Annotated in this window: 17 protein-coding genes; 6 read left to right on the plus strand and 11 right to left on the minus strand. The window is 74.6% G+C overall.

Annotation, left to right across the window (positions count from 1 at the left end; genetic code table 11):
- Positions 1 to 68 precede the first annotated feature (68 nt).
- Complete coding sequence (locus ACZ407_RS11120) at positions 69 to 1,220, minus strand: acyl-CoA dehydrogenase family protein (RefSeq protein ID WP_468127585.1); 1,152 nt, start codon at positions 1,218 to 1,220, stop codon at positions 69 to 71.
- Positions 1,221 to 1,319: 99 nt separating this feature from the next.
- Between ACZ407_RS11120 and ACZ407_RS11125 the strand changes: the two genes are divergently transcribed.
- Together ACZ407_RS11125 and ACZ407_RS11130 are read left to right on the plus strand one after the other, a co-directional pair.
- Complete coding sequence (locus tag ACZ407_RS11125) at positions 1,320 to 1,964, plus strand: TetR/AcrR family transcriptional regulator (RefSeq protein WP_468127437.1); 645 nt, start codon at positions 1,320 to 1,322, stop codon at positions 1,962 to 1,964.
- Between the two features lie 11 nt (positions 1,965 to 1,975).
- Positions 1,976 to 2,539: a hypothetical protein gene (locus tag ACZ407_RS11130; RefSeq protein WP_468127439.1), complete on the plus strand. Its 564-nt coding sequence runs from the start codon at positions 1,976 to 1,978 to the stop codon at positions 2,537 to 2,539.
- 209 nt (positions 2,540 to 2,748) lie between these two features.
- On the opposite strand, the gene ACZ407_RS11135 is transcribed toward ACZ407_RS11130, so the two are convergent.
- The 8 genes from ACZ407_RS11135 to ACZ407_RS11170 all read right to left on the minus strand — a co-directional run bounded on the left by ACZ407_RS11135 (position 2,749) and on the right by ACZ407_RS11170 (position 14,875).
- Positions 2,749 to 3,828, minus strand: coding sequence for a Zn-dependent alcohol dehydrogenase (locus ACZ407_RS11135; RefSeq protein WP_468127441.1), 1,080 nt, complete (start codon positions 3,826 to 3,828; stop codon positions 2,749 to 2,751).
- Between the two features lie 26 nt (positions 3,829 to 3,854).
- Positions 3,855 to 5,267 (minus strand): aldehyde dehydrogenase family protein, encoded by a 1,413-nt coding sequence (locus ACZ407_RS11140; RefSeq protein WP_468127443.1) that lies wholly within the window; start codon positions 5,265 to 5,267, stop codon positions 3,855 to 3,857.
- A gap of 298 nt (positions 5,268 to 5,565) precedes the next feature.
- Entirely contained in the window at positions 5,566 to 7,044 is a 1,479-nt protein-coding gene (locus tag ACZ407_RS11145; protein WP_468127445.1) for a CitMHS family transporter, read from the minus strand.
- 169 nt (positions 7,045 to 7,213) lie between these two features.
- Positions 7,214 to 9,517, minus strand: coding sequence for a molybdopterin oxidoreductase family protein (locus ACZ407_RS11150; protein ID WP_468127447.1), 2,304 nt, complete (start codon positions 9,515 to 9,517; stop codon positions 7,214 to 7,216).
- Positions 9,518 to 9,601: 84 nt separating this feature from the next.
- Positions 9,602 to 10,219, minus strand: coding sequence for a TetR/AcrR family transcriptional regulator (locus tag ACZ407_RS11155; RefSeq protein WP_468127587.1), 618 nt, complete (start codon positions 10,217 to 10,219; stop codon positions 9,602 to 9,604).
- 11 nt (positions 10,220 to 10,230) lie between these two features.
- Positions 10,231 to 11,550 carry a hypothetical protein gene (locus ACZ407_RS11160; RefSeq protein ID WP_468127449.1) on the minus strand — a complete coding sequence of 440 codons (1,320 nt, stop codon included), beginning with the start codon at positions 11,548 to 11,550 and terminating at the stop codon, positions 10,231 to 10,233.
- Positions 11,547 to 12,515, minus strand: coding sequence for a cupredoxin domain-containing protein (locus ACZ407_RS11165; protein WP_468127451.1), 969 nt, complete (start codon positions 12,513 to 12,515; stop codon positions 11,547 to 11,549). The genes ACZ407_RS11160 and ACZ407_RS11165 overlap by 4 nt, the downstream gene beginning before the upstream one ends.
- A 182-nt stretch (positions 12,516 to 12,697) precedes the next feature.
- A complete protein-coding gene (locus tag ACZ407_RS11170; RefSeq protein ID WP_468127452.1) occupies positions 12,698 to 14,875 on the minus strand; it encodes a right-handed parallel beta-helix repeat-containing protein in 2,178 nt (725 codons plus the stop codon).
- A 193-nt stretch (positions 14,876 to 15,068) separates the two neighbouring features.
- Between ACZ407_RS11170 and hmgA the strand changes: the two genes are divergently transcribed.
- Both hmgA and ACZ407_RS11180 read left to right on the plus strand, forming a co-directional pair.
- Positions 15,069 to 16,388, plus strand: coding sequence for a homogentisate 1,2-dioxygenase (gene hmgA, locus ACZ407_RS11175; protein ID WP_468127453.1), 1,320 nt, complete (start codon positions 15,069 to 15,071; stop codon positions 16,386 to 16,388).
- A gap of 48 nt (positions 16,389 to 16,436) precedes the next feature.
- Positions 16,437 to 17,186, plus strand: coding sequence for a GntR family transcriptional regulator (locus tag ACZ407_RS11180; protein WP_468127454.1), 750 nt, complete (start codon positions 16,437 to 16,439; stop codon positions 17,184 to 17,186).
- A 27-nt stretch (positions 17,187 to 17,213) separates the two neighbouring features.
- On the opposite strand, the gene ACZ407_RS11185 is transcribed toward ACZ407_RS11180, so the two are convergent.
- Positions 17,214 to 17,378: a hypothetical protein gene (locus tag ACZ407_RS11185; protein WP_468127456.1), complete on the minus strand. Its 165-nt coding sequence runs from the start codon at positions 17,376 to 17,378 to the stop codon at positions 17,214 to 17,216.
- A 100-nt stretch (positions 17,379 to 17,478) separates the two neighbouring features.
- Between ACZ407_RS11185 and ACZ407_RS11190 the strand changes: the two genes are divergently transcribed.
- A complete protein-coding gene (locus ACZ407_RS11190; RefSeq protein ID WP_468127458.1) occupies positions 17,479 to 18,693 on the plus strand; it encodes a type ISP restriction/modification enzyme in 1,215 nt (404 codons plus the stop codon).
- A 33-nt stretch (positions 18,694 to 18,726) separates the two neighbouring features.
- On the opposite strand, the gene ACZ407_RS11195 is transcribed toward ACZ407_RS11190, so the two are convergent.
- Entirely contained in the window at positions 18,727 to 19,743 is a 1,017-nt protein-coding gene (locus tag ACZ407_RS11195; RefSeq protein ID WP_468127460.1) for a hypothetical protein, read from the minus strand.
- Between the two features lie 230 nt (positions 19,744 to 19,973).
- Between ACZ407_RS11195 and ACZ407_RS11200 the strand changes: the two genes are divergently transcribed.
- Positions 19,974 to 21,173, plus strand: coding sequence for a CaiB/BaiF CoA transferase family protein (locus ACZ407_RS11200; RefSeq protein ID WP_468127462.1), 1,200 nt, complete (start codon positions 19,974 to 19,976; stop codon positions 21,171 to 21,173).
- Positions 21,174 to 21,203 lie beyond the last annotated feature (30 nt).

The following is a 21,203-nucleotide window of genomic DNA, read 5'->3' on the forward strand; positions in this document are numbered from 1 at the left end:
CCCCAGCATCGGCCGGGAGCGGGCGGCCGCCCATCCGCACACGTACTCAGACGGCCGCCGACGGGTACTCAGAAGGCCGAAATCCCCGTCAGGGCACGGCCGATGAGCAGCTTCTGGATCTGGCTGGTGCCCTCGTACAGGGTCATCACCCGGGCGTCGCGCAGCAGCTTGCCGGCCGGGTACTCGTCGATGTAGCCGTAACCGCCGTGCACCTGGAGGGCGTTGCTCGCACACCGCACGGCCGCCTCGGAGGCGAAGAGCTTGGCGGTGGACGCCTCGGTGGCGAAGGGCCGGCCCCGGTCCACCAGGTCGGCCACCCGCCAGGTGAGCATCCGCGCGGCGTCCACGTCCACCGAGATGTCCGCGATCAGCTCCTGCACCAGCTGGTGGTGGGCGATCGTACGGCCGAACTGCTCGCGCCCGGTCGCGTACGACAGGGCCGCGTCCAGCGCGGCCTGGGCCAGGCCCACGCAGCCGGCGGCCACCGACATGCGCCCCTTCGCCAGCGCGGACATGGCCACCGAGAAGCCCTTGCCCTCGGGCCCGAGCAGGGCGGAGGCGGGCACCCGTACGTCGTCCAGGACGAGCTCGGCGGTGGCCTGGCCGCGCAGCCCGAGCTTGCCGTGGATCTCGCGGCGGGTCAGCCCGGGGCTGTCGGCCGGGACGAGGAAGGCGGACACCCCGCGGTGGCCGGGCTCCGCACCGGTGCGGGCGAAGAGCAGGACCACGTCGGCCCAGGTGCCGTTGGTGATGAACATCTTGCTGCCGGTGATCCGGTACGAGCCGCCCTCGCGCACCGCGCGGGTGCTCAGGTTCCCCGCGTCCGAGCCGGTGCCGGGTTCGGTGAGGCCGAAGCAGCCGAGGGCCGCCCCGGAGCAGAGCCGCGGCAGCCACTCCCGCTTCTGCTCCTCGTCGCCCCAGGCGGCGATCGTCTTCGCCACCAGGCCGAGGGAGACCGAGACGATCCCGCGCACGGCGGAGTCCCCGCGGCCGAGCTCCTCGGTCACGAGGGCGTAGGCGAGGTGGTCCCCGCCGCTGCCGCCGTACTCCTCCGGGACGGTCAGCCCGAGGAAGCCGAGCGCGCCGAGCTTCTTCACGATGCCCCGGTCGACGCTCTCGGCGCGGTCCCAGTCGGCGGCGTACGGGGCGACCTCGCGGTCGACGAAATCGCGGGCGAGGCGGCGGACCGCGGTCTGCTCCTCGCTGAGCTCCAGGTTCACGGTCACCTCGCGGGTCGGTGCGCCGGGTGCGCGGCGGGTCCGCCCGGCAAGTTAATTAGCGGCGCTAGTTTTCTGACGGCAGGCCCTACTATGTGGCGCATGGCCCGACCGCGCAAGCCCCTCCTGAGCCGAGACCGCATCGTCGAGGCGGCGGGCGCCCTCGTGGACGCCGAGGGGCTGGAGGCGGTCTCGACCCGGCGGCTGGCCGCCGCGCTCGGGGTCAGCGGCCCCTCCCTCTACAACCACTTCCGCACCAAGGACGAGATCCTGGAAGCGGTGGCCGACGCGGTGAGCGCGCGGGTGGACCTGTCGATGTTCGAGGCGGCCGACGGCCGGGACTGGCGGACGGCCCTGCACGACTGGGCGCACTCGTACCGCAACGCCCTGGCGGACCACCCCAACATCGTGCCCGTGCTGGCGCGCGGGCCGGGCCGCCGGCCGGCCGGGCTGCGGCTGGCGGACGCGGTGTTCGGGGCGATGACGGCGGCGGGCTGGCCGCCCGCCCAGGCCACCCGGATCGGCGCGCTGATGCGGTACTTCATCCTGGGCTCGGCCGTGGGCTCGTTCGCCCGGGGTTTCGTGGACGACCGCAGGGCATACGACCCGGCGGACTACCCGCACCTGGGCCAGGCGCACCTGCTGGCCGACCGGCAGCAGGAGATCGACGAGGGCGCCTTCGAGACGGGCCTGTGCGCCCTCCTCGACGGTCTCGCCCTCCAGTTCGAAGCCCTCCAGCAGGGCTGAGTCGGGGGAACGTGGACATCGGATCGGTGGTCATCGCGGTGGCGGGCGTGGCCGGCACCCTGGGCGGGTCGCTCCTCACCCAGCGGGCCGCGGAGCGCGGCAAGCGGCGGGAGCTCGCGCTCATACGCGAACAGGAGGACGTGCGCGAGAGCCTGCTCCTGCGGCGCACCTGCTACGCGGAACTCAACCGGGAGGCACGCCAGTTCCTCACGGCGCTCAACAGCCACCTGCACGCCGTGCGGGAACGCGGCGCCGGGGAGGCCGACCGGATCGCGCTCGACGAGGCCAAGGGGGCCCACCGCGACCGGTACTCCGAGGCCATGATGATCGCCCCGGACGAGGTCCTGGCCCGCGCCACCGCCGTCAACCGGGCCCTCACCGCGCTCTACGGGCAGGTCAAACGGCTGGAGCGGGGAGAGCCGGGCCCCGGGGAGTCTGCGGAGTCGGCGGAGCGGGCGCGCGAGGAGGCGTGGGCGCTGCTCAGGAGCATGCGCACGGCGATGCGCCGCGACCTCGGCGTCGAGCCGGGAGCCGAGCCCGAGCCCGAGCCCGCGCCCGGACCCGGAGCCGCCTGACACCGCGCGGCCCGCGGGGGTACGGGGTCCCGCCGGTGGCCCACCGGGTCGGCCCGCCCGTACGAGGTCCCGCCGGTGGCACGCCGGTACGGCCCGGCGGTACGGGTCCCGCCGGTACGGGTCCCGGCGGTACGGGTCCCGGCGAGGGCGCCGGCGGCCGGCGGGACGGGCCCGTACCGACGACCGCCGTCCGGGGGCGCCCTCGGCTGCTAGAAGACGACCAGCGACCGGCCGCCCTTGCCCGCGAGCATCGCCTCGAACGCGGCGGGGATGCCGTCGAGGGTGATGCGGTCCGTGACCAGGGCTCCCAGGTCGAGGCGGCCCTCGCGGATGTGGGCGGCGAGGACCGGGAGGTCGCGGGCCGGGTCCGAGTTGCCGTAGACGCAGCCGGAGAGGGTGCGGGCGAAGTGGAAGATCTCCAGGGCGTGGAAGGAGACCTGCTGCTCCTTCCCGCCGATGCCGACGACGGTGGTGCGGCCGCCGCGCCGGGTGGAGTCCCAGGCGGTGCGGATGGTCTGCGCGCGGCCCACGCACTCGATCGCCACGTCGGTGCCCCGGCCGCCGGTCAGCGCCCGGACCTCCTTGGCCGTGGTCTCGGAGGCGAGGACGAACTCGGTGGCCCCGGCGGCCCGGGCGAGTTCCTCCTTGGCCGGGGAGACGTCGACGGCCACCACCGGGCCCGCGCCGGCGATGCGCGCGGACTGCAGGGCCGCCAGGCCCACCCCGCCCACGCCGAACACCGCCACCGACTCCCCCTCACGCACCCGCGCGTTGTGGTGCACGGCCCCGTAGCCGGTGAGCACGGCGCAGCCGAGCAGCGCGGCCTCGGTGAGCGGGACGCCCTCGGGGGCGGGCAGTACGCAGTTCGCCGCGACGACGGTCTCCTCGGCGAAGGCGGCCACGTTGAGCCCGGGGTGCAGGTCGGTGCCGTCGGCGGTGCGCGCGTACACGGCGCCCACCCCGGTCAGGGCGTTGGTGCAGAGCCACACCTCCCCGATCCCGCAGTGGTGGCAGGTCCCGCAGGAGGGGGCCCAGTTGAGCACGACCCCGTCGCCGGGCGCGACGTGGCTCACGCCCTCGCCGACGGACACCACGGTGCCGGCGCCCTCGTGGCCGAGGACGGCCGGGACGGGGACGCGCATCGTGCCGTCGGTGAGGGACAGGTCGGAGTGGCAGACCCCGGCGGCGGCGAGCCGCACCCGGACCTGGCCGGGGCCGGGCTCGGGGAGGTCGATCTCGGCTATCTCCAGGGGAGATCCGACGGCGGGCAGGACGGCGGCGCGGACCACGGGGGCTCCTTCTTCGGCCGGATCGGTCAGAACTGGAGGGACTTGGTGTGCAGGTACTCGGCCAGGCCGTGCGGGCCCAGCTCGCGCCCCACGCCCGACTGCTTGTAGCCGCCGAAGGGGGCGAGCGGGTTGAAGCGGCCGCCGTTGATGTCCACCTGCCCGGTGTCCATGCGCCGGGCGAAGGCGACGGCGGTCTCGTCGTCGGCGGCCCAGACCGCGCCGCCGAGCCCGTAGTCGGTGCCGTTGGCGATGCGCAGCGCGTCCTCCTCGTCCTCGTACGGGAGGATCGCGATGACCGGGCCGAAGATCTCCTCCTGGGCGATCGCCATGTCGGGGGTGACGTCGGCGAAGACGGTGGGCGCGACGAAGTAGCCCGTGCCGTGCGGCGGTTCGGCGCCGCCCGCGACCAGCCGGGCGCCCTCCTCGGTGCCCTTGGCGATGTAGCCGCGGACCCGCTCCAGCTGCTTGGCGTTGATCACGGGTCCGAGGCGGGTGGCGGGGTCGCGCGGGTCGCCGGCGACGGCCCGGGCGGCCACGTCGGCGGCGAGAGCGACGGCCTCCTCGTACTGGTCGCGGTGGACGAGCATGCGGGTGAGGGCGTTGCAGCTCTGGCCCGAGTTGTTGAGGACGTGGTTGACGCCCGCCCCGACGGCCTTGGGCAGGTCGGCGCCGGGGAGGATCACGTTGGCCGACTTGCCGCCGAGTTCGAGCGCCACCCGCTTGACCGCCCCGCCGGCGAGGGCACCGATGCGGCGGCCCACGGCGGTGGAGCCGGTGAAGGAGACGAGGTCCACGCCCGGGTGCTCGGCGAGGGCCTGGCCGGCCACCGGGCCGGTGCCGGTGACCAGGTTGAAGACGCCGGCGGGCAGTCCGGCCTCGTGGACCGCCTCCGCGAACAGCTGGGCGGTCAGCGGGGTGTCCTCGGAGGGCTTGAGGACGACCGTGCAGCCGGCGGCGAGAGCGGGAGCCACCTTGGCAACGACCTGGTGCAGCGGATAGTTCCAGGGGGTGATGGCGGCGACGACGCCGATCGGCTCCAGGTAGACGGTGGAATTGCCGATCCGCTCCTCGAAGGCGTACGAGGCGGCCAGCTCGGCGTACGAGCCCGCCACCGCGATCGGGGCGCCGGCGTGCACCATCTCCGCGAACCCGCGGGGCGAGCCCAGCTCGTCGGTGATGGTCTCGGCGATCTCCGCGCGGCGGGCGGCGAGCACGTCGCGGAGGGCGGCGAGCCGGGCGGCCCGCTCGGCCGGGGCGGTGGCGGCCCAGCCGCGGAAGGCGCTGCGGGCGGCTTGCACGGCGGCATCGACGTCCTCGGCGGTGCCCGCCGGGACGTGGGCGATGACCTGCTCGGTGGCGGGATTGACCACGGCGATGGTGTCGCCGCCGGCGGCGGGCCGCCAGTCCCCGCCGATGTACATCCCGTCGTGGGCCTTCATCGCATCCTCCCGAGCCAGGTGTGAACCGCGGATGGAACCGCTGGTCGACCACCCTACAAACTAGCGACGATAGTTTTCCGCCACCAGGGTGCGCGGCCCTCCGGTCGGCCGGAAACGGCCGGTGGCGGCCGCCGGGAGGGGCGGCCGCCACCGGGCGGGGCGCGCCGCCGCGCCGTGGCGGCTGCGCCCGGGGAGCGGTCCGGAGCGGGGTGGGGGACCCGGTTGCCCGGACCGCGGGTCGGCGGGGCTCGGAGGGCGTCGGCGGGCGTCGGAAAGCGTCGGCGGGCGTCGGCGGGCGTCAGATGATGCCGAAGAGCATCCCGGCGGCCAGCACGACCAGGGAGGTGAGTGCCGCCCACTTCACGGTGAAGCGGGTGTGGTCGCCGAACTCGACCTTGGCCATGCCGACGAGCACGTACACGGCCGGGACCAGCGGGCTCGACATGTGGAGGGCCTGGCCGACCAGCGAGGCGCGGGCGATCTCCAGGGAGGAGACCCCGTGGGCGGCGCCGGCCTCGGCGAGGACGGGCAGGACGCCGAAGTAGAAGCCGTCGTTGGACATGAAGTAGGTGAGCGGGAGGCTCAGCAGGCCGGTGACCAGCGCCATGTGCGGGCCCATGCCCTCGGGGATGGCGCCGACGAGCCAGTCGGCCATGTCCTTGACCATGCCGGTGCCGCTGAGCACCCCGGTGAAGACCGCGGCCGCGAAGACCATGCCGGCCACGTTGAGCACGTTCTCGGAATGCGCGGCGATGCGGGCCTTCTGCTCGCTCATGTGGGGGAAGTTGACCGTCAGCGCGAGGGCGGCGCCGAGCAGGAAGAGGACGGGGATGGGCAGCAGCTCCATGATCATGGCAGTGAGCAGCAGCAGGGTCAGCCCGGCGTTGAACCAGTAGAGCCGCGGCCGCAGGGTGGCCCGGTGCGGGTCCAGCCCCTGGAGCCCGCCGTCCCCGGTGTCGGAGGTGCCGGAGGTGTCGGAGGTGTCGGAGGTGTCGGGGGAAGCGCCGGTGGCGGTGCCGGTGCCGCCCTGGGCCCCGCCGCCCCCGGGGACGAGGGAGGTGCCGGAGGCCCCGGCGCCCTCGGCGGCGTCGGACGGGTCGGAGGAACCGGCGGTCGCGACGAGGACGCGCTCCTCGCCGGCCTCGTCGTCCGGGAGGACGAGGCTGCCCACCCGCTTGCGCTCGCGCAGGCCCAGGACGTAGGCGAGCCCGAAGACGAAGAGCAGGCCGACGGCCAGGGCCGGGATCATCGGGACGAAGATGTCGGCGGCGTCGAGCTTGAGCGCGGTCGCGGCGCGGGCGGTCGGGCCGCCCCAGGGCAGGGTGTTCATGACGCCGTTGGCCGTGGCGGCCACGCCCGTCATGACCACGAGGCTCAGCCCGAGCCGCTTGTAGAGCGGGTACATCGCGGAGACCGTGATCATGAAGGTGGTGGAGCCGTCGCCGTCGAGGGAGACGATCGCGGCCAGGACCGCGGTGCCGACCACGACCCGCATCGGGTCCGCCTTGCAGAACCGCAGGATGCCCCGCACGATCGGGTCGAAGAGCCCCACGTCGATCATGAGGCCGAAGTAGACGATGGCGAACATCAGCATCGCGGCCGTGGGAGCGAGCTTCCCGACGCCCTCGATCACGTAGTCGCCGAGCTGGGCGCCCTGGCCTGCGAACACGCAGAACAGGGCGGGGATCAGTACGAGTGCCGCGATCGGCGACATCTTCTTCATCATGATCAGGACCAGGAAGGTCGCGATCATCGCGAAGCCGAGAATGGTCAGCATGGAAGGAACCTCACGTTCGCCCTTGGATCCGCCCCAGAGGGCTCCAGGCCCGGCGGTCCGGACGAACGTAGGTCCCGGCCGGATGCGTTAACAAGATGTGAACCTGCGAGCAATACGAGCAAAAGCCCAGCTCAGGGCGGGGGTGCCAGGGCGTGTCAGGCCCGGGGGGTCAGGGCACGGGTGTCAGGGCCACCGGGAAGCCGTTGAGCACGGCGGTGCCCGACAGCGGGTCCAGGCGGCTGCCGTCGAGCAGCTGGTTCACGTTCACCCCGGGCCGGAGGGCGGCCACCGCCAGCCGGGTGCCGGGCCGGTCGTGGCCCCAGCCGTGCGGCAGGCTGACCACACCGGTGCGCACCGTGTCGGTGACCTCGGCCGGCACCTCCAGGCTGCCGCCGTCCCCGGTGACGCGGACCGGGGCACCGTCGGCGATCCCGAGCCGGGCCGCGTCCTCGGGGTGGACCTGAAGGGTGCAGCGGTTGGACCCGCCGGCGAGGGCGGGCACGTTGTGCATCCAGCTGTTGTTGGAGCGCAGGTGCCGGCGTCCGACGAGGACGAACCCGTCCCGCCGCTCCTCCAGCGACCGGCGCAGCCGGGGCAGTTCGGCAGCGAGGGGCGCGGGCAGGAGTTCGATCCGGCCGCTGCGGGTCCGGAGCAGCCCGGGCAGCCGGGGTTGCAGCGGGCCGAGGTCGATGCCGTGCGGGTGGGCGAGCAGCCGTTCCAGCCCGAGCGCGTCCGGCCCGGCTTCTCCGGACAGCCCGAACTGGTCCCCGTACGGACCCGTGCGCAGCATCAGGTCGAGCCGGCGCTCCGGACCGCTGCCTCCGGCGAGCCGGGCGGCGAGGGCCTCGGGGTCCTGTCCGTGCAGCGGGGAGTGCGGGTCGGCCACGGCCTTGGCGAGGGCCGCGCCGATGGCCGTACGGTCCACGGCCGCGGGGTCGGTGCCGTGGAGCCCGCTCGCGGCGAGGATCAGGCGGGCGTGGATCTCGCACTCTTCGAGCAGCCCGTCGCGGAGCGGGACGGCCGGGCGGGTGTAGCGGACCTGGTTGCGGACGGCGAAGCCGTTGAAGGCGAAGTCGAAGTGGGCGCTCTGGGCGGGCGGCGGCGGGGGCAGCACCACGTGCGCGTGGCGCGAGGTCTCGTTGAGGTACGGGTCCACGCTGACCATGAAGTCCAGGCCCGCCAGGGCAGCGTCGAGCCGCCGTCCGTCGGGGGCGGACAGCACGGGGTTGGCGGCGATGGCGATCACCGCTCTGATCCGCCCCTCCCCCGGGGTCTCGATCTCCTCGGCGAGTGCGGCCACCGGGAGTTCGCTCTTGGCCTCGGGGTGGCCGCTGACCCGGCTGTGCCAGCGGCCGAGGGCGAAGCCCTTGCCCGGTCCGGCGGGGCGGAGCCGCGGGCCGGTGGCGGACAGGGGGAACATGGCACCGCCGGGCCGGTCGAGGTTCCCGGTGAGGATGTTGAGCACGTCGACCAGCCAGTTGGCGAGGGTGCCGAACTCGACGGTGCAGCTGCCGATGCGCCCGTACACGGCCGCGGAGCGGGCCGCGGCCAGCTGCCGGGCGAGGCTGCGGATCTCCTCGGCCGGCAGGTCGCAGGCCGGTGCGACGGCCTGCGGGGTGAACGTGCGGAGTGCGTCGGAGAGTTCCCCGAATCCCTCGACGTGTTCTTCCAGGGCTCCGAGCGAGGTGAGCTTCTCCTCGATCAGCATCTGGGCCAGCGCGGCGAGCAGCAGGGCGTCGGTGCCCGGGCGGGGTGCCAAGTGCCGGTCGGCGAGCCGGGCGGTGCGGGTGCGGCGCGGGTCCACGACGACGAGGGTTCCGCCGCGGGCGCGCAGGGCCTTGAGGCGGCCGGGGAAGTCGGGCGCGGTGCACAGGCTGCCGTTGGACTCGACCGGGTTGGCCCCGAGCAGCAGCAGGAAGTCGGTGCGGTCGAGGTCGGGCACGGGGATGGCCTGCGGGTCGCCGAAGAGCAGTCCGCTGGAGACGTGCTTGGGCATCTGGTCGAGGGTGCTGGCGGTGAACAGGTTGCGGGTGCGCAGGGCCTGCAGCAGCAGCCCGGGGTAGAGGGCGCCGGCCATGGTGTGCACGTTGGGGTTGCCGAGCACCACTCCCACCGCGTCCGGTCCGTGCTCGCGGGTGAGCGGGGGCAGGGCCGCGGCGACGGCGTCGAAGGCCTCGTCCCACGAGGCGGGCCGCAGCCGGCCGTCGCGGCGTACGAGCGGGGTGGCAAGCCGGTCGGGGTCCGCGTCGAGCGCGCCGAAGGCGGCTCCCTTGGGGCAGATGAATCCGCGGCTGAACACGTCCTCACGGTCCCCGCGGGCGCCGGTGACCTCGGAGCCCCGGATGGTGAGGCTGAGTCCGCAGGTGGCTTCGCAGAGCGGGCAGATGCGCAGGGCGGTGCGGGTGGCGGGGGCTTCGGACACGGGTCCTCCACGGGGGCGGCGGCGGGCGGTGCACGCGAGCGCCTCGAGCATACCGACCGGTAGGCACGCCGGGGAGGGGCCGGGGCGGCGGATGCCCGCCACGGCCCGGGCGCGTCGGGGCCGCGGCCGGCGCCGTCAGTCCAGGAACCGCGCCAGGTAGGCGTGCATCATCGCCCGCGTCTCGCCGATCAGCTCGGGATCCCCGGAGGGCTCGTACCGGAAGGCGAGCTGGAGCAGTGCGTCGGTGGCTTCGACGGCGACCAGGACGCCCCGGTGCAGGCCCTCGTCGGGGGTCCGCCCGAGGTGGCTGCAGAGCAGCTCGGTGAGCCGGGCGGCGACGAGGCGGTTGGCGTCCGCCGCCGCGCTTTCCGGGGGCGCCGGCACCCCGAAGTCGACCAGGCCGAAGCCGGGTACCGAGCGCTTCATCGCCAGGTACTCGTCCAGGACCGCGTCCACGGCGGGCCGCCAGTCGGCCTCGGGCAGCGCGGCCAGCCGCCCGGCGATGGCCTCCGCGTACCGGTCGAGGTTGCGGTGCGCGAGGGCGTCGGCCATCGCCCGCTTGTTGCCGAAGAAGCGGTAGACGGATCCGATGGGCACGCCGGCGCGGACGGCGACGGCGCGGGTGCTCAGGTTCTCGTAGCCGGTCTCGTCGAGGCACTCGGCGCAGGCGTCGAGGATCCGCGCGAGGCGTTCGGCACTGCGCTGCTGGACGGGTGCGCGGCGGAGGTGGTTGGCGGGGGACACAGGGTCCATCATGCCGGTCCTCAGTTCAGCAGGAGGGCGAGCCCCCCGACCGTGTACGTGATCATCAGGAGGAGCAGGGGCAGCTGCCCGGCAAGGGCCCGGGCCGGCGGGAAGAGGCGTACGGAGCGGTCGTGGGCGGCGACCACGCCGAGGACGTGTCCCGCCACGACGGCGGTCACCTGGAGGGCGGCGAGGCCGCCGGGACCCAGTGGCGGAGCGGGTGGGAGGGCGTTGTCAGTGCCGAGTGCCACCATGACCGTGCGTGGCCCTTCGGTCACGAAGAGGGAGAAGTAGTGCGCGGTCAGATAGCCGAGTGCGATCGGCAGGAGTGAGTGCGCGAAGGCCGTGAGGGGGTGGGGAAGGGCGCCGGACAGCAGGCGGGTGGCGGCGGCGCTGAGGCAGTAGAGGACGGCGACGAGGAGGACGGAGCCGAGGAGTCCGAGGGTGGCCGCGGGGGTGCGGCCCAGGGGGGAGGTCTGGACGGCGTTGATCCAGGCGGGGTGGTCGGAGAAGCCGTCGTAGGCGGTGGATCCGAGGAGTACGCAGACGGCGGCGACGAGACCGGGCAGTTCGGGGGTGGCGTCGAGGCCGTCGAAGGGGTTGCGGACCACGAGGCGGCCGTCGGCGCGGCGGCCCAGCGGGGAGAGGCGGGCGAGGAGGGCCGAGTACGCCTCGAACGGGTCGGCGTGGTCGAACCAGCGGGTGCCGAAGCGGGCGGCGCCGGCGAGCTGGACGGCGGTGTGGACGGTGAGGGCGATCAGGAGGGAGGTGGTCGATGCGGGATCGGGTGAGACGAGTTCGAGCCAGGTGAAGGCGAGGAGTCCGGCGGCGGCCGGCCACATGCCGAGGCGGGCCGGCAGTGGGCGGTCGGGGGTACGGCGGCGGACGCGGCAGATCAGGAGGTGCAGGGTGCGCAGGGGGTTGAGGAGGCGCCAGACGGGGCCGAGGAGGAGGGAGGCCGGGACGAGACCGACCCACAGGAGTACGTAGACGGCGCCGGGTCCGGGATTGCGGTCCGGATCGTCGGGGCCGAGGAGGAGGAACAGGAGCACGGCGAGGGCTGCGGCCGCACCGGGCAGGCGCAGCGCACGGCGCGTGGCGGGCGCGTCGGCGAGGCGCTGTACGGCCTCGGGGAGCGGGCGGCCGGAGCGGTCGCCGTGGAAACGGGAGGTGGACCAGAGCAGACCGAGCGCGAGGAAGGACACGAACAGGGCGGTGAACGCCCCGGCGAACGCGTAGAAGGGAGAGATGGGCAGGTCGTGCTGGGAGCCGACGCCGTGGGCGAGCACGGTGGTGGCGGGCGGGGTCCCGGCGGCCGCGGGCGGCACGAGGGGGGTCACCGGACCAGGAGCTGGGTCAGTACGAGGCCCGACTCGTGGGTTTCCACCTCGAAGAGCCCGGTGCGGTCCAGGGTGAGGAGCAGGGTGGCCGGCTCTCCGGCGGGGAGGTCCAGCTCCTTGTCGTAGCCGTGGACGTGCAGGGTGTCGGCCCGGTCGCTGGTGACCCGGAGGGCGAGCTTCTGGCCGCGTTTGAGCTCGACGCGGCCGGGGGGCGGGGTGACCCGTCCGTCGCGGATCGCGACCGTGACGGTCTGGTCGGCCCCTTCGCCCTCCTCGCCCCCGTCGGGACCGGCGGACCCGGCGGGCTGCGGGGGTGCGGAGGCCGTGGGGCTCCCGGGGGCGGGGGGGCCGGAACCCTCGCCGGGGCCGGTTCCCGTGCCGTGGGAGTGGCCGCCGGTGGTTCCGGAGCCGGTGGCCGGGGTCGCCGTCAGCCGGGCGGTGGCCTCGACGGGCCGGCCGGACACCGCCCAGGCGGTGTGGTCGTCGGCGTACAGGCGGACGGTCAGGGTGTGCGTGCCCGGGGGCACCTGCGCGGCCGGCAGGTGGAACCAGGGCCCGTACAGCCGGGCCAGTTTGCGGCCGTCGAGGGCGAGGTGGGCGTGGCCGGCGCCGGGCAGGGCCGCGCCGCCGGTGCTGTCCGGGGTGAAGCGGAAGCCCTGGACGGAGAGGTGGAGGTTCCACCCGTCCTCGCTGTCGGGGCGGACCGCGAGCGTCACCTTCGGTGCGCCCGCGGCCGGGACCTCCCGGAGCCGGTGGCCCGTCCCATCGTCGGTTCCGGTCAGGGTGCCGACGGCGCCGGAGGCCTGTTCGTGGCTGGTGCCGGGTTTGTGGTGCGTGGTGGCCCGCCCCCCGCACGCCGTGCCCGCCGCCGCCAGGAGCAGGACGGCCCCGAGCACCCCGGCCGCCCGCCGCACCGCACCGCGCCGCCGCGGCGGCGGCCCGCCGACCGGACCGCCGCCGTCCACACCCCCGCGGCTCCCGCGCCGGGGGTGACCCCGGCCTGCCCGCGCACGGCGCGCTGCCGGGCGGGCCTCGTGCGACCCCGGGACGGTTGGCGGGACAGGGGGCGTCGGTGTGGTCGGAGGGAGGGGGGCGGGGGGATGGGGGGCGGGGGGGTGGGGGGTGGCCGGGGGGACGGGCGTCGGGGTCATGCCGCCGCACCCCCGGTTGCGGAGTGGGGGGCGGGGGTGGGGCCGGGGGTGGTGTCCGGATCGGGGGTCGTGTCCGGGCCGGGGGTCGTGTCCGGGCCGGGGGTGGTGTCCGGATCGGGGGTCGTGTCCGGGCCGGGGGTCGTGTCCGGGTCGGGGGTGGGGCGGGCGGCGGCGGCGACGGTCCACAGGAGCCAGGGGATGGTCAGGAGGGCGCGGAACCAGGCGGGGCCGAGGGGGATCCAGGGGATCATGAGGACCGCCTTGTCGAAGGCGTCCAGCAGGGTCAGGGCGCCCAGGGCGAGGGTGGTGCGGGCCAGCCAGGGGCGGGCGGGGCGCAGCGCGAGGCCGGTCAGGATCCAGCCGGCGCCCATGAGGAGCAGGGCGAGGGCGGGGACGGGGGTGTGGAGGAGCGGCAGGGTGGAGCCGGCCACGTCGAGGGCCAGCCCGGCCACGCCGGCCAGGAGGCCGGCGGTGCCGAGGCGGCTGCGCCGCAGCCGGCGCCACCACAGGACGCCGCCGACGAGGGCGAGGACGGCCGCGGTGGCCAGGGCGATCTGGGTCTCGACGCGCTCCAGGCCGCGGGCGCCGTACCAGTCGCAGCCGGCGGGGAGCCTGCGGGCCTGGACGTTGTAGTCGGCGCAGACCAGCAGCTGGACGAGTTTGACGGGCTCGCCGGCGAGGCGGGAGGAGCCGCCGGTGAGGTCCCCGCGGCGCTCGCCGCACTGCGGCAGGGTGCCCGGGGTGGAGCCGTCGGGTCCGTCCTGCCAGCAGTTGCCCCGGCCCTGGCCGTCCCACCAGACGTCCATGCCGTTGGGGCGGGAGGCGCCGGCCCGGTCGCGGCCCATGACGTTGCCCGCGTACCGGTTGTGGTGGGAGGTGTCGGCCTGCTTGGACCAGGCCTCCTCCCCGCGGATGAAGGCGGGGACGGCGCTGAGGAAGAAGCCCGCGCGCCGGTGTCCGTACACCCAGTTCTTCTCGTAGATGTTCCAGTTGCCGCCGGCGGTGATGATGCCGGTGCCCGGCGGCATGGAGATCTGCGGGCAGACCACGCCCTGCTCGTAGCCGCGGGCGGCCGGCGGCTTGGAGCAGGTGCCGTCGGCGACGTACCGGTAGTAGTCCTGGTTGTTGTCGTGGATGAGGTTGCGCTCGAACCGGGCGTGGTTCTGCGGGAGTCCCGGGTGGCCGGGGAAGGCGCTGTCCATGGAGGCGCCGCCCATGTTCTGGTCGAACTCGTTGTCGTGGACCCAGACGGAGTCCCCGGCGGTGCCCGAGTAGCCGACCATGTTGTGGTGGCTGCGGCAGCCCGTGATCTCGATCGAGTGGCGGGGGACGTCGTAGCCGCGGCCGTCGTTGATGTTCGAGGCGCTGCCCGGGTAGATGCCGGAGTCGCCGTTGCCGTAGGACTCGCAGTTCTTGTAGAGGCCGTGGTCGCTGGCGAAGGTCAGGAAGCCGTACTCGTCGTTCCAGCGGGTGAGGACGTCGTCGATGACGAACCCGTCGCCGGCCAGGACGTACAGCGAGTTGAAGGTGGTGCGCTGCGCGGTGAAGTTGCGGAAGTAGATGCCGTTCGACCTGTCCGCGCGTATGCCGTTGAGCTTCTGGTATTTGGCGTCGATCACCACGTCGAGCCGGGAGGCTCCGGTGCCTTCGATCTGCAGGTCGGTCTTGCCGAGGATGGCGACGAGGTTCTGGTTGTGGCGGCACTGGAGCTGCTGCTCGTAGCTGAGGATCTGGTAGCCGAAGGAGGAGTTCGGGGCCTTGAGGCGGGCGCAGGCGCCGGTGGGCTTCGGGAGCGAGGGCTCCTCCTCGTAGAGGCCGGGGAGGATCGCGATGTTCATGCCCGGCCGGTCCACCGCGTCCACCGCCTGCTGGAGGTGGCGGTAGCCCTGCTTGAGGCAGCGGCCGAAGAGGTCGAGGTTGCGGCGCCGGAGGGCGTCGGGGAAGCCGGCGATGCGGCGTTCGAAGGCGGCCCGGTCGGTCTTGCAGACGATCAGGTCCGGCTCCCCGGCGCGGTGGACGGGGACGCTGCCGGAGCCGTCGGGGAAGGTGACGGGCCGCTCCTCGTGGGCCTGGGCCGCGGGTGCGGCGGCCGTCAGCGCGAGTACGGCGAGGAGGGCGGAGAGGACGGCGGAGAGCGCCGCCGGCGCGGCAGGGAGCCTGCGGATCCACGACATGCGCGAGAGAGTAGAGCAATGTTCACCTTTTGAGAGCCCCCTCTGCACCCCCGAATCGCACGGACTTCCGGCAAGCCCCCGCCGCCCCGACCGCCGGCCCCCGTTCCGGGCCCCACCGGGCACCGTTGACGGAACGGGCCGCGGAATCCTACTGTCAGGCATAGGATTCCTTCGGCAGAGCGGGAGCGGGCAGATGAGCGGCGGCAACGAGCAGGCCAGGAAGACGGCGGAGGGGCTGGCGTACCTCACCGGCTTCGGCAACGAGCACAGCTCGGAGGCGGTCCCCGGAGCCCTCCCCATCGGCCGGAACTCCCCGCAGCAGGCCCCCCTGGGCCTGTACGCCGAGCAGCTCAGCGGCAGCGCCTTCACCGAGCCGCGCACCCACAACCGCCGCTCCTGGCTCTACCGGATCCGCCCCTCGGCCGCCCACCCGGCCTTCGTGCGCACCGACAACGGCAACGTGCGGACCGCGCCCTTCACCGAGACCGTGCCGGACCCCAACCGGCTGCGCTGGAACCCGCTTCCGGACCCGGCTCCGGGTACGGACTTCCTGGCCGGGCTGTGGACCCTCGGCGGCAACGGCGACGCCGCCCAGCGCACCGGCATGGCGGTCCACCTCTACTCCGCCAACGCCTCGATGGAGCGGGTGTTCAGCAGCTCCGACGGCGAGCTGCTCATCGTCCCGGAGCGCGGCGGCCTGCTGCTGCGCACCGAGTTCGGCCTGCTGCGGGCGGAGCCCGGCCACATCGCCCTGATCCCGCGCGGGGTCCGCTTCCGCGTGGAGCTGCTCGACAGCACCGCCCGCGGCTACGTGTGCGAGAACTACGGCCAGCCCTTCGAGCTGCCCGGCCTCGGCCCGATCGGCGCCAACGGCCTGGCGGCGGCCCGCGACTTCCAGGCCCCCGTGGCCGCGTACGAGGACGTCGAGGGCCCGGTGGAGGTGGTCAACAAGTTCTGCGGGAACCTCTGGACCGCCACCTACGCCCACTCCCCCCTCGACGTGGTCGCCTGGCACGGCACGCACGTCCCCTACGTGTACGACCTGAGCCGCTTCAACGTGATCGGCACCATCAGCTACGACCACCCGGACCCGTCGATCTTCACGGTGCTGACCTCCCCGTCCGACACCCCCGGCCTGGCCGGGGTGGACTTCGTGGTCTTCGCCCCGCGCTGGCTGGTCGGCGAGGACACCTTCCGGCCGCCCTACTTCCACCGCAACGTGATGAGCGAGTACATGGGCCTCATCGAGGGCGCGTACGACGCCAAGGCGGAGGGCTTCGTGCCGGGCGGCGGCTCGCTGCACAACATGATGTCGGCGCACGGACCGGACCGGGAGACCTTCGACAAGGCCAGCGCCGCCGAGCTCAAGCCGCAGAAGATCGACGACGGCCTGGCCTTCATGTTCGAGACCCGCTGGCCCATCACCGCGACCGCCCAGGCCGCTTCCGCCGAGCACCTCCAGCGGGAGTACGACCAGGTCTGGCAGGGCCTGGAGCGCCACTTCCGCGCGTAGAGGGCCTAGAGTTCCTGCACGTCGCCCCGCCCGTACGGAGATCTGCCCGTGACCGCCTTCGCCCCCGACTCAGTGGTCCTGAACCGGAAGCTGCCGCTCTGGTACCAGGTCTCGCAGTCCCTGCGCGCCTCGATACTGGGCCGCACCCCGGACGCCTCGCTGCGGCTGCCCACCGAGGAGCGGCTCGCCGAGCACTACGGGGTGAGCGTCCTCACGATGCGGCAGGCGCTCAAGGAGCTGGAGGAGGAGGGGCTGATCACCCGCCACCGGCGGCGCGGCACCTTCATCGAGCCGGGGGCCCGGCGCGGGGCTCCGGTGCGGCTGCTGGGCTCGGTCGACGCGATCGTGGCCCAGCAGTCGGGCGAGCGGACGACGGTGCTGGGGCAGGAGCGGGGGCCGGTGCCCGGGGAGCTGACCCCGTACTTCCCGGACGCCGCCGAGGTGGTCACGTACCGGCGGCTGCGGCGGGACGGGAAGACCGGGGAGCCCACGAACTGGGCGGAGAACGCGGTCCTGCCCGAGCTGGCCGCCGGAGTCGACCTCGCCGACCTGGAGCGGTGGCCGATGACGAAGGTGCTCCGGGACGTGGTGGGGGTGAAGATCAGCCGCATCACCGACACGGTGGAGGCGCGGCTCGCGGACCCGGCCACGGCGGACCTGCTCGACGTGCCGCTGCTCAGCCCGATCCTGCACTACACGGGCGTCACGTACGACGAGGACGGCCGGGTGGTGGACGTGGCCCGGATCCGCTACCGGGGCGACCGGTTCTCCTTCACGGTGACGGTCGACGCGCACTGAGCGCGCGCGGAAGGCGCACCCGGGCGGTCAGCCCTTCTCGTCCTCGGCGCCGCGCTCGCCCTCGGCCTGGGAGGGGGTGGTCCGCATGGTCTGCGGGTGCTGCCGCTGCCCGCGTTCCTTCTCGTCCATGTCCTCGTCGAGACGTTCGCCCTCGGCCTGTGACGGGGTCGTGTATTCGTCGTACTGGCTCATGCCGCCTCCTCGGTCGCTGCATGCGCCCCCTCTCTGGAGCCTAGCGCGTCGGCCGGGAAGCGGCCCGGGCTCTGTGTGCGGCCGTACGGGAAGCTCTAGCATGCGTGCGGTGAGCGATGACCTGCCTCTGCTGGACGACGTGTTCCCGTGGTCGGTGGCCCCGCTGCGGCTGGGCAGGGCCTGGGTGCTCGCCCCGGATCCCCGTACGCTGCGGGACCGCTGGACGGCGCTGACGGCGGCCGAGGGCGCGCAGCGCGAGGAGCTGTTCCGGCCCACCCGGGCCCGCACTCCGCACAGCGGGGCGGCCGCGCTGCCCGGGCAGCGCACTTCCACGGCCCGGTTCGCGCAGGCTCCCGGCGCCTGCCCGGAGCCGGTGCGGGTGCTGGCCGACCCCTTCGACGCGCAGTGGCTGCTGCCGGACCACCGGCTGATCGACTCCGCCCGGCCGGAGCTGTGGCGGGTGTGGGACGAGCAGCAGGTGTTCCTGGTGGAGAGCGGCTCGCCCGCGGTTCCGCTGGTGGCCACGGCCCTGCTGCCGGCGGGGCGTACGGGCCGGATCCGGCCACTGCACCGGCGGCCGGGCGGGGCGGAGCCGAACGTGGCCCCGGGGCTCCTCGATCTGCTGGGCGAGCGCTACCGGTGCTGGGTGACCCCGGAGGACCTGCTGTCGTGGGTGCTGGCCGAGGCGCGGCCCGGGCCGCGGGGCGCGGTGGTGCCGCTGCCGGCGGACGGGGCGCAGTGGCGGGCCGGGCTGGCGCGCGGGCACCGGCTGCTGCGGGTGCAGCTTGCAGGGGCGCGGGGCGGGGAGGCGCCGAAGCTGCCGGGCGGCCGGCGGCCTTACGTACGGGCTGCGGTGCCGCCCCGGCCGGCGGCGCTGGCGTACGAGGCGGAGGCGGCGGAGCTGCGGTTGGGTTCCGGGGTGGTCTCGCCGGTGCCGCCGGAGGTCTGGGAGTTCGAGGCGGGCGGGGGGCGGGTGCTGGAGCGCTGGTTCGCCGCCCGAACCGCCCACCGGGACGGGGAGGGGCTGGCGGCGCTGGGGCCCGCGCAGTGGCCGCAGCAGTGGACGTCCGAGCTGCTGGGGCTGATCACGACGCTGGCCCTGCTGACGGATCCCGCGCCGGAGGGGGCCGGGGATGATGCGGAGGCCGGGGATCACGCGGAGGCCGCGCCCCGGGCGGATGCCCCGGCCGGGGTGATCGGCGCGGCCGAGCTGCGGGCGGCCGGGGTGCTGCCGGTGCCGGCCGCCGCGCGGCGGCCGGCGTCCGTGCTGGACCATCAGGAGGAGGGCCCGGAGGGGCAGTTCGCCCTCCTCTGACGGCAGGTCACCGTCGGTGCGGATGCGGCCCGTTCACGGGATCGGCGCGACCGGCACGGTCACGCTCCGCAGGAAGTCGGCCGTGGCGGCGGTGCCGAAGGCGTCCGCGTACGAGGTCTGGACGCCGGCCGTGAACCGGCAGCCGAGGGCGGCGATCCCGCACACCCGGTAGCGGACGACGACACTGGCCGTGCGGCCCGCGGGCAGCGCTCCCACGGTCTGCGGGACCGGGCCGATCCGGGTCACCCCGGAGCCGGTCGCGGGGGCGTCGACGAGCTTGACGTTGAACGCGTCGCCGGGTCCCGCGTTGCGGATCCGGTACTCGACGCTCAGCGTCCGGCTCAGGTAGGGGCCGGGTCCGCCCCAGTAGGCGCGGTGGGTGACGGAGAGGACGGGTTCGGGGACGTTGAGCGAACCGTTCAGGCCCAGGCTCCACGGGTTGCCCGTGGCCAGGGAGGTGCCGGCGCCGAGGGTGAAGGTCCCCGCGCCGTTCGCCCCTCGGTACGCGTTGGCCGGGTCGGTGTCGGCCAGTACGGTCCAGGTGCCGTTGCCGGCCACGGTGCCACCGGAGAAGGTCAGGGTGGGCGTGGCGCAGTTGCCCGAGGACAGGACGAGGGTCAGGCTCCCCCGGGCGTTGGTGAGGGTGACCCGGCTGTCGGTGCCGCGCAGTGCCGCGCCGCCGCCGACCCGGGTGAGGAACTGCATGTCGGCGGCCAGGCTGCTCGGCAGGTCCGAGAACTGCCCGGCGGCGAGCGGGGAGCTCGCCGTCCAGTGCTTCGTGATGTCCAGCTCGCCCGTCGGGCAGTCGGTGCCGATCCCCGTCACCGCGCCGTTCGTTCCGTTGCTGTGGGAGGTGAGGGGGTACGGGGCGAGGGCCGGGCGGACCGCGGCGGGGGCCGGACCCGCGGCCAGCACCAGCCCGGCGAGGAGGGCGGCCGCGGCGCCGGCGGCCCGCCGCACGGAGCGGGTCCGGGGTCCGGAGCGGGAGTGGGAGCGGCGGAACGAGCGGAGGTTGCGGCGGCTGCTGCGCGGTGCGGCGGGGCTCGGCATGGGCGGACCTTCCGGTACGCGTGACGGCTGACGGGGTCACGGAGGACAGCGGACGAGGGGGGCGGGCGAGGAGCAGCGGACGAGGGGGGCGGGCGAGGGGGGCGGGCGAGGAGCAGCGGACGACGGGCGGCGGGATCGCAGGCGACAGACACCATAAGCACGCAGATCGGTGTGAATCGGGGATATCGGGGGGTGACAGAGCGGGGTTCCAACCGATAGGTCTGCATGTCATGTCAGCTGCGCAGCCCCTCCCCCTCGACGGGATCACCGTCGTCGCCGTCGAGCAGGCGGTGTCGGCCCCGTTCGCCACCCGCCAGCTCGCCGACCTCGGCGCCCGCGTGGTCAAGATCGAACGACCGGACGGCGGTGACTTCGCCCGCGGCTACGACACCGCTGCGGCCGGGCTCGCCTCGCATTTCGTGTGGGCGAACCGCGGCAAGGAGTCGGTGGCCGTGGACCTGAAGGATCCGCGCGGCCGCGAGCTCGTCGGCCGCCTGATCGCGGGGGCCGACGTGTTCGTGCAGAACCTCGCGCAGGGGGCGGCCGCCCGGCTGGGCCTCGACGCCGCCACGCTCTGCGCCCGCCATCCGCGGCTGGTCGCGGTGGACGTCTCGGGGTACGGCCCGCAGGGCCCGTACGCGCACAAGCGGGCGTACGACATGCTCGTGCAGTGCGAGGCGGGGCTGGTCTCGGTGACGGGGACCCCCGAGCAGCCGGTGAAGGCGGGCATCCCGGCGGCCGACATCGCGGCGGCGATGTACGCGTTCTCCGGCGTGCTTGCGGCGCTCGTGCGGCGGGGCACGACCGGGCGGGGCGGTCCGGTGGAGGTGTCGATGCTCGATGCGCTGGCCGAGTGGATGGGCCATCCGCTGCACCACACGATGCACGGGGGCGAGCAGCCGGCCCGTACCGGACTGGCGCACGCGGTGATCGCACCGTACGACGCCTATCCGACGGCGGACGGCGCGGCGGTCCTGCTCTCGGTGCAGAACGACCGCGAGTGGCGGCGGCTGGCCGAACAGGTGCTGGGGCAGCCCGGGTTGGCGGAGGATCCGGCGTACGCGACGAACGCGGCGCGGACCGCGAACCGGGAGAAGACCGATGCGGTGGTGGCGGCCGCGCTGGCCGGACTGGACTCCGGGACGGCCATCGGGCGGCTGGAGGCGGCGGGGATCGCCTGCGCGCGCCTCAACACGGTGGCCGGACTGGCCGGGCACCCCCAGCTGGCGGCGCGGGACCGGTGGCGGGAGGTGGACTCGGCCGCCGGTCCGCTGCGCGCCCTGCTCCCGCCGATCGTGCTGCCGGGCGGGCCGGAGCCGCTGATGGGCGCGGTGCCGGCACTCGGCGAGCACACCGGTGCCGTCCTGCACGCCCTGGGGATGACGGACGCGCAGATCGACGGGCTACGCCGGGACGGTGTGATCGCCTGAGGCCTGGGGACGGGGTGCCGGGTGGGACGG

Source organism: Streptomyces sp. NPDC030809 (genome assembly GCF_055572195.1).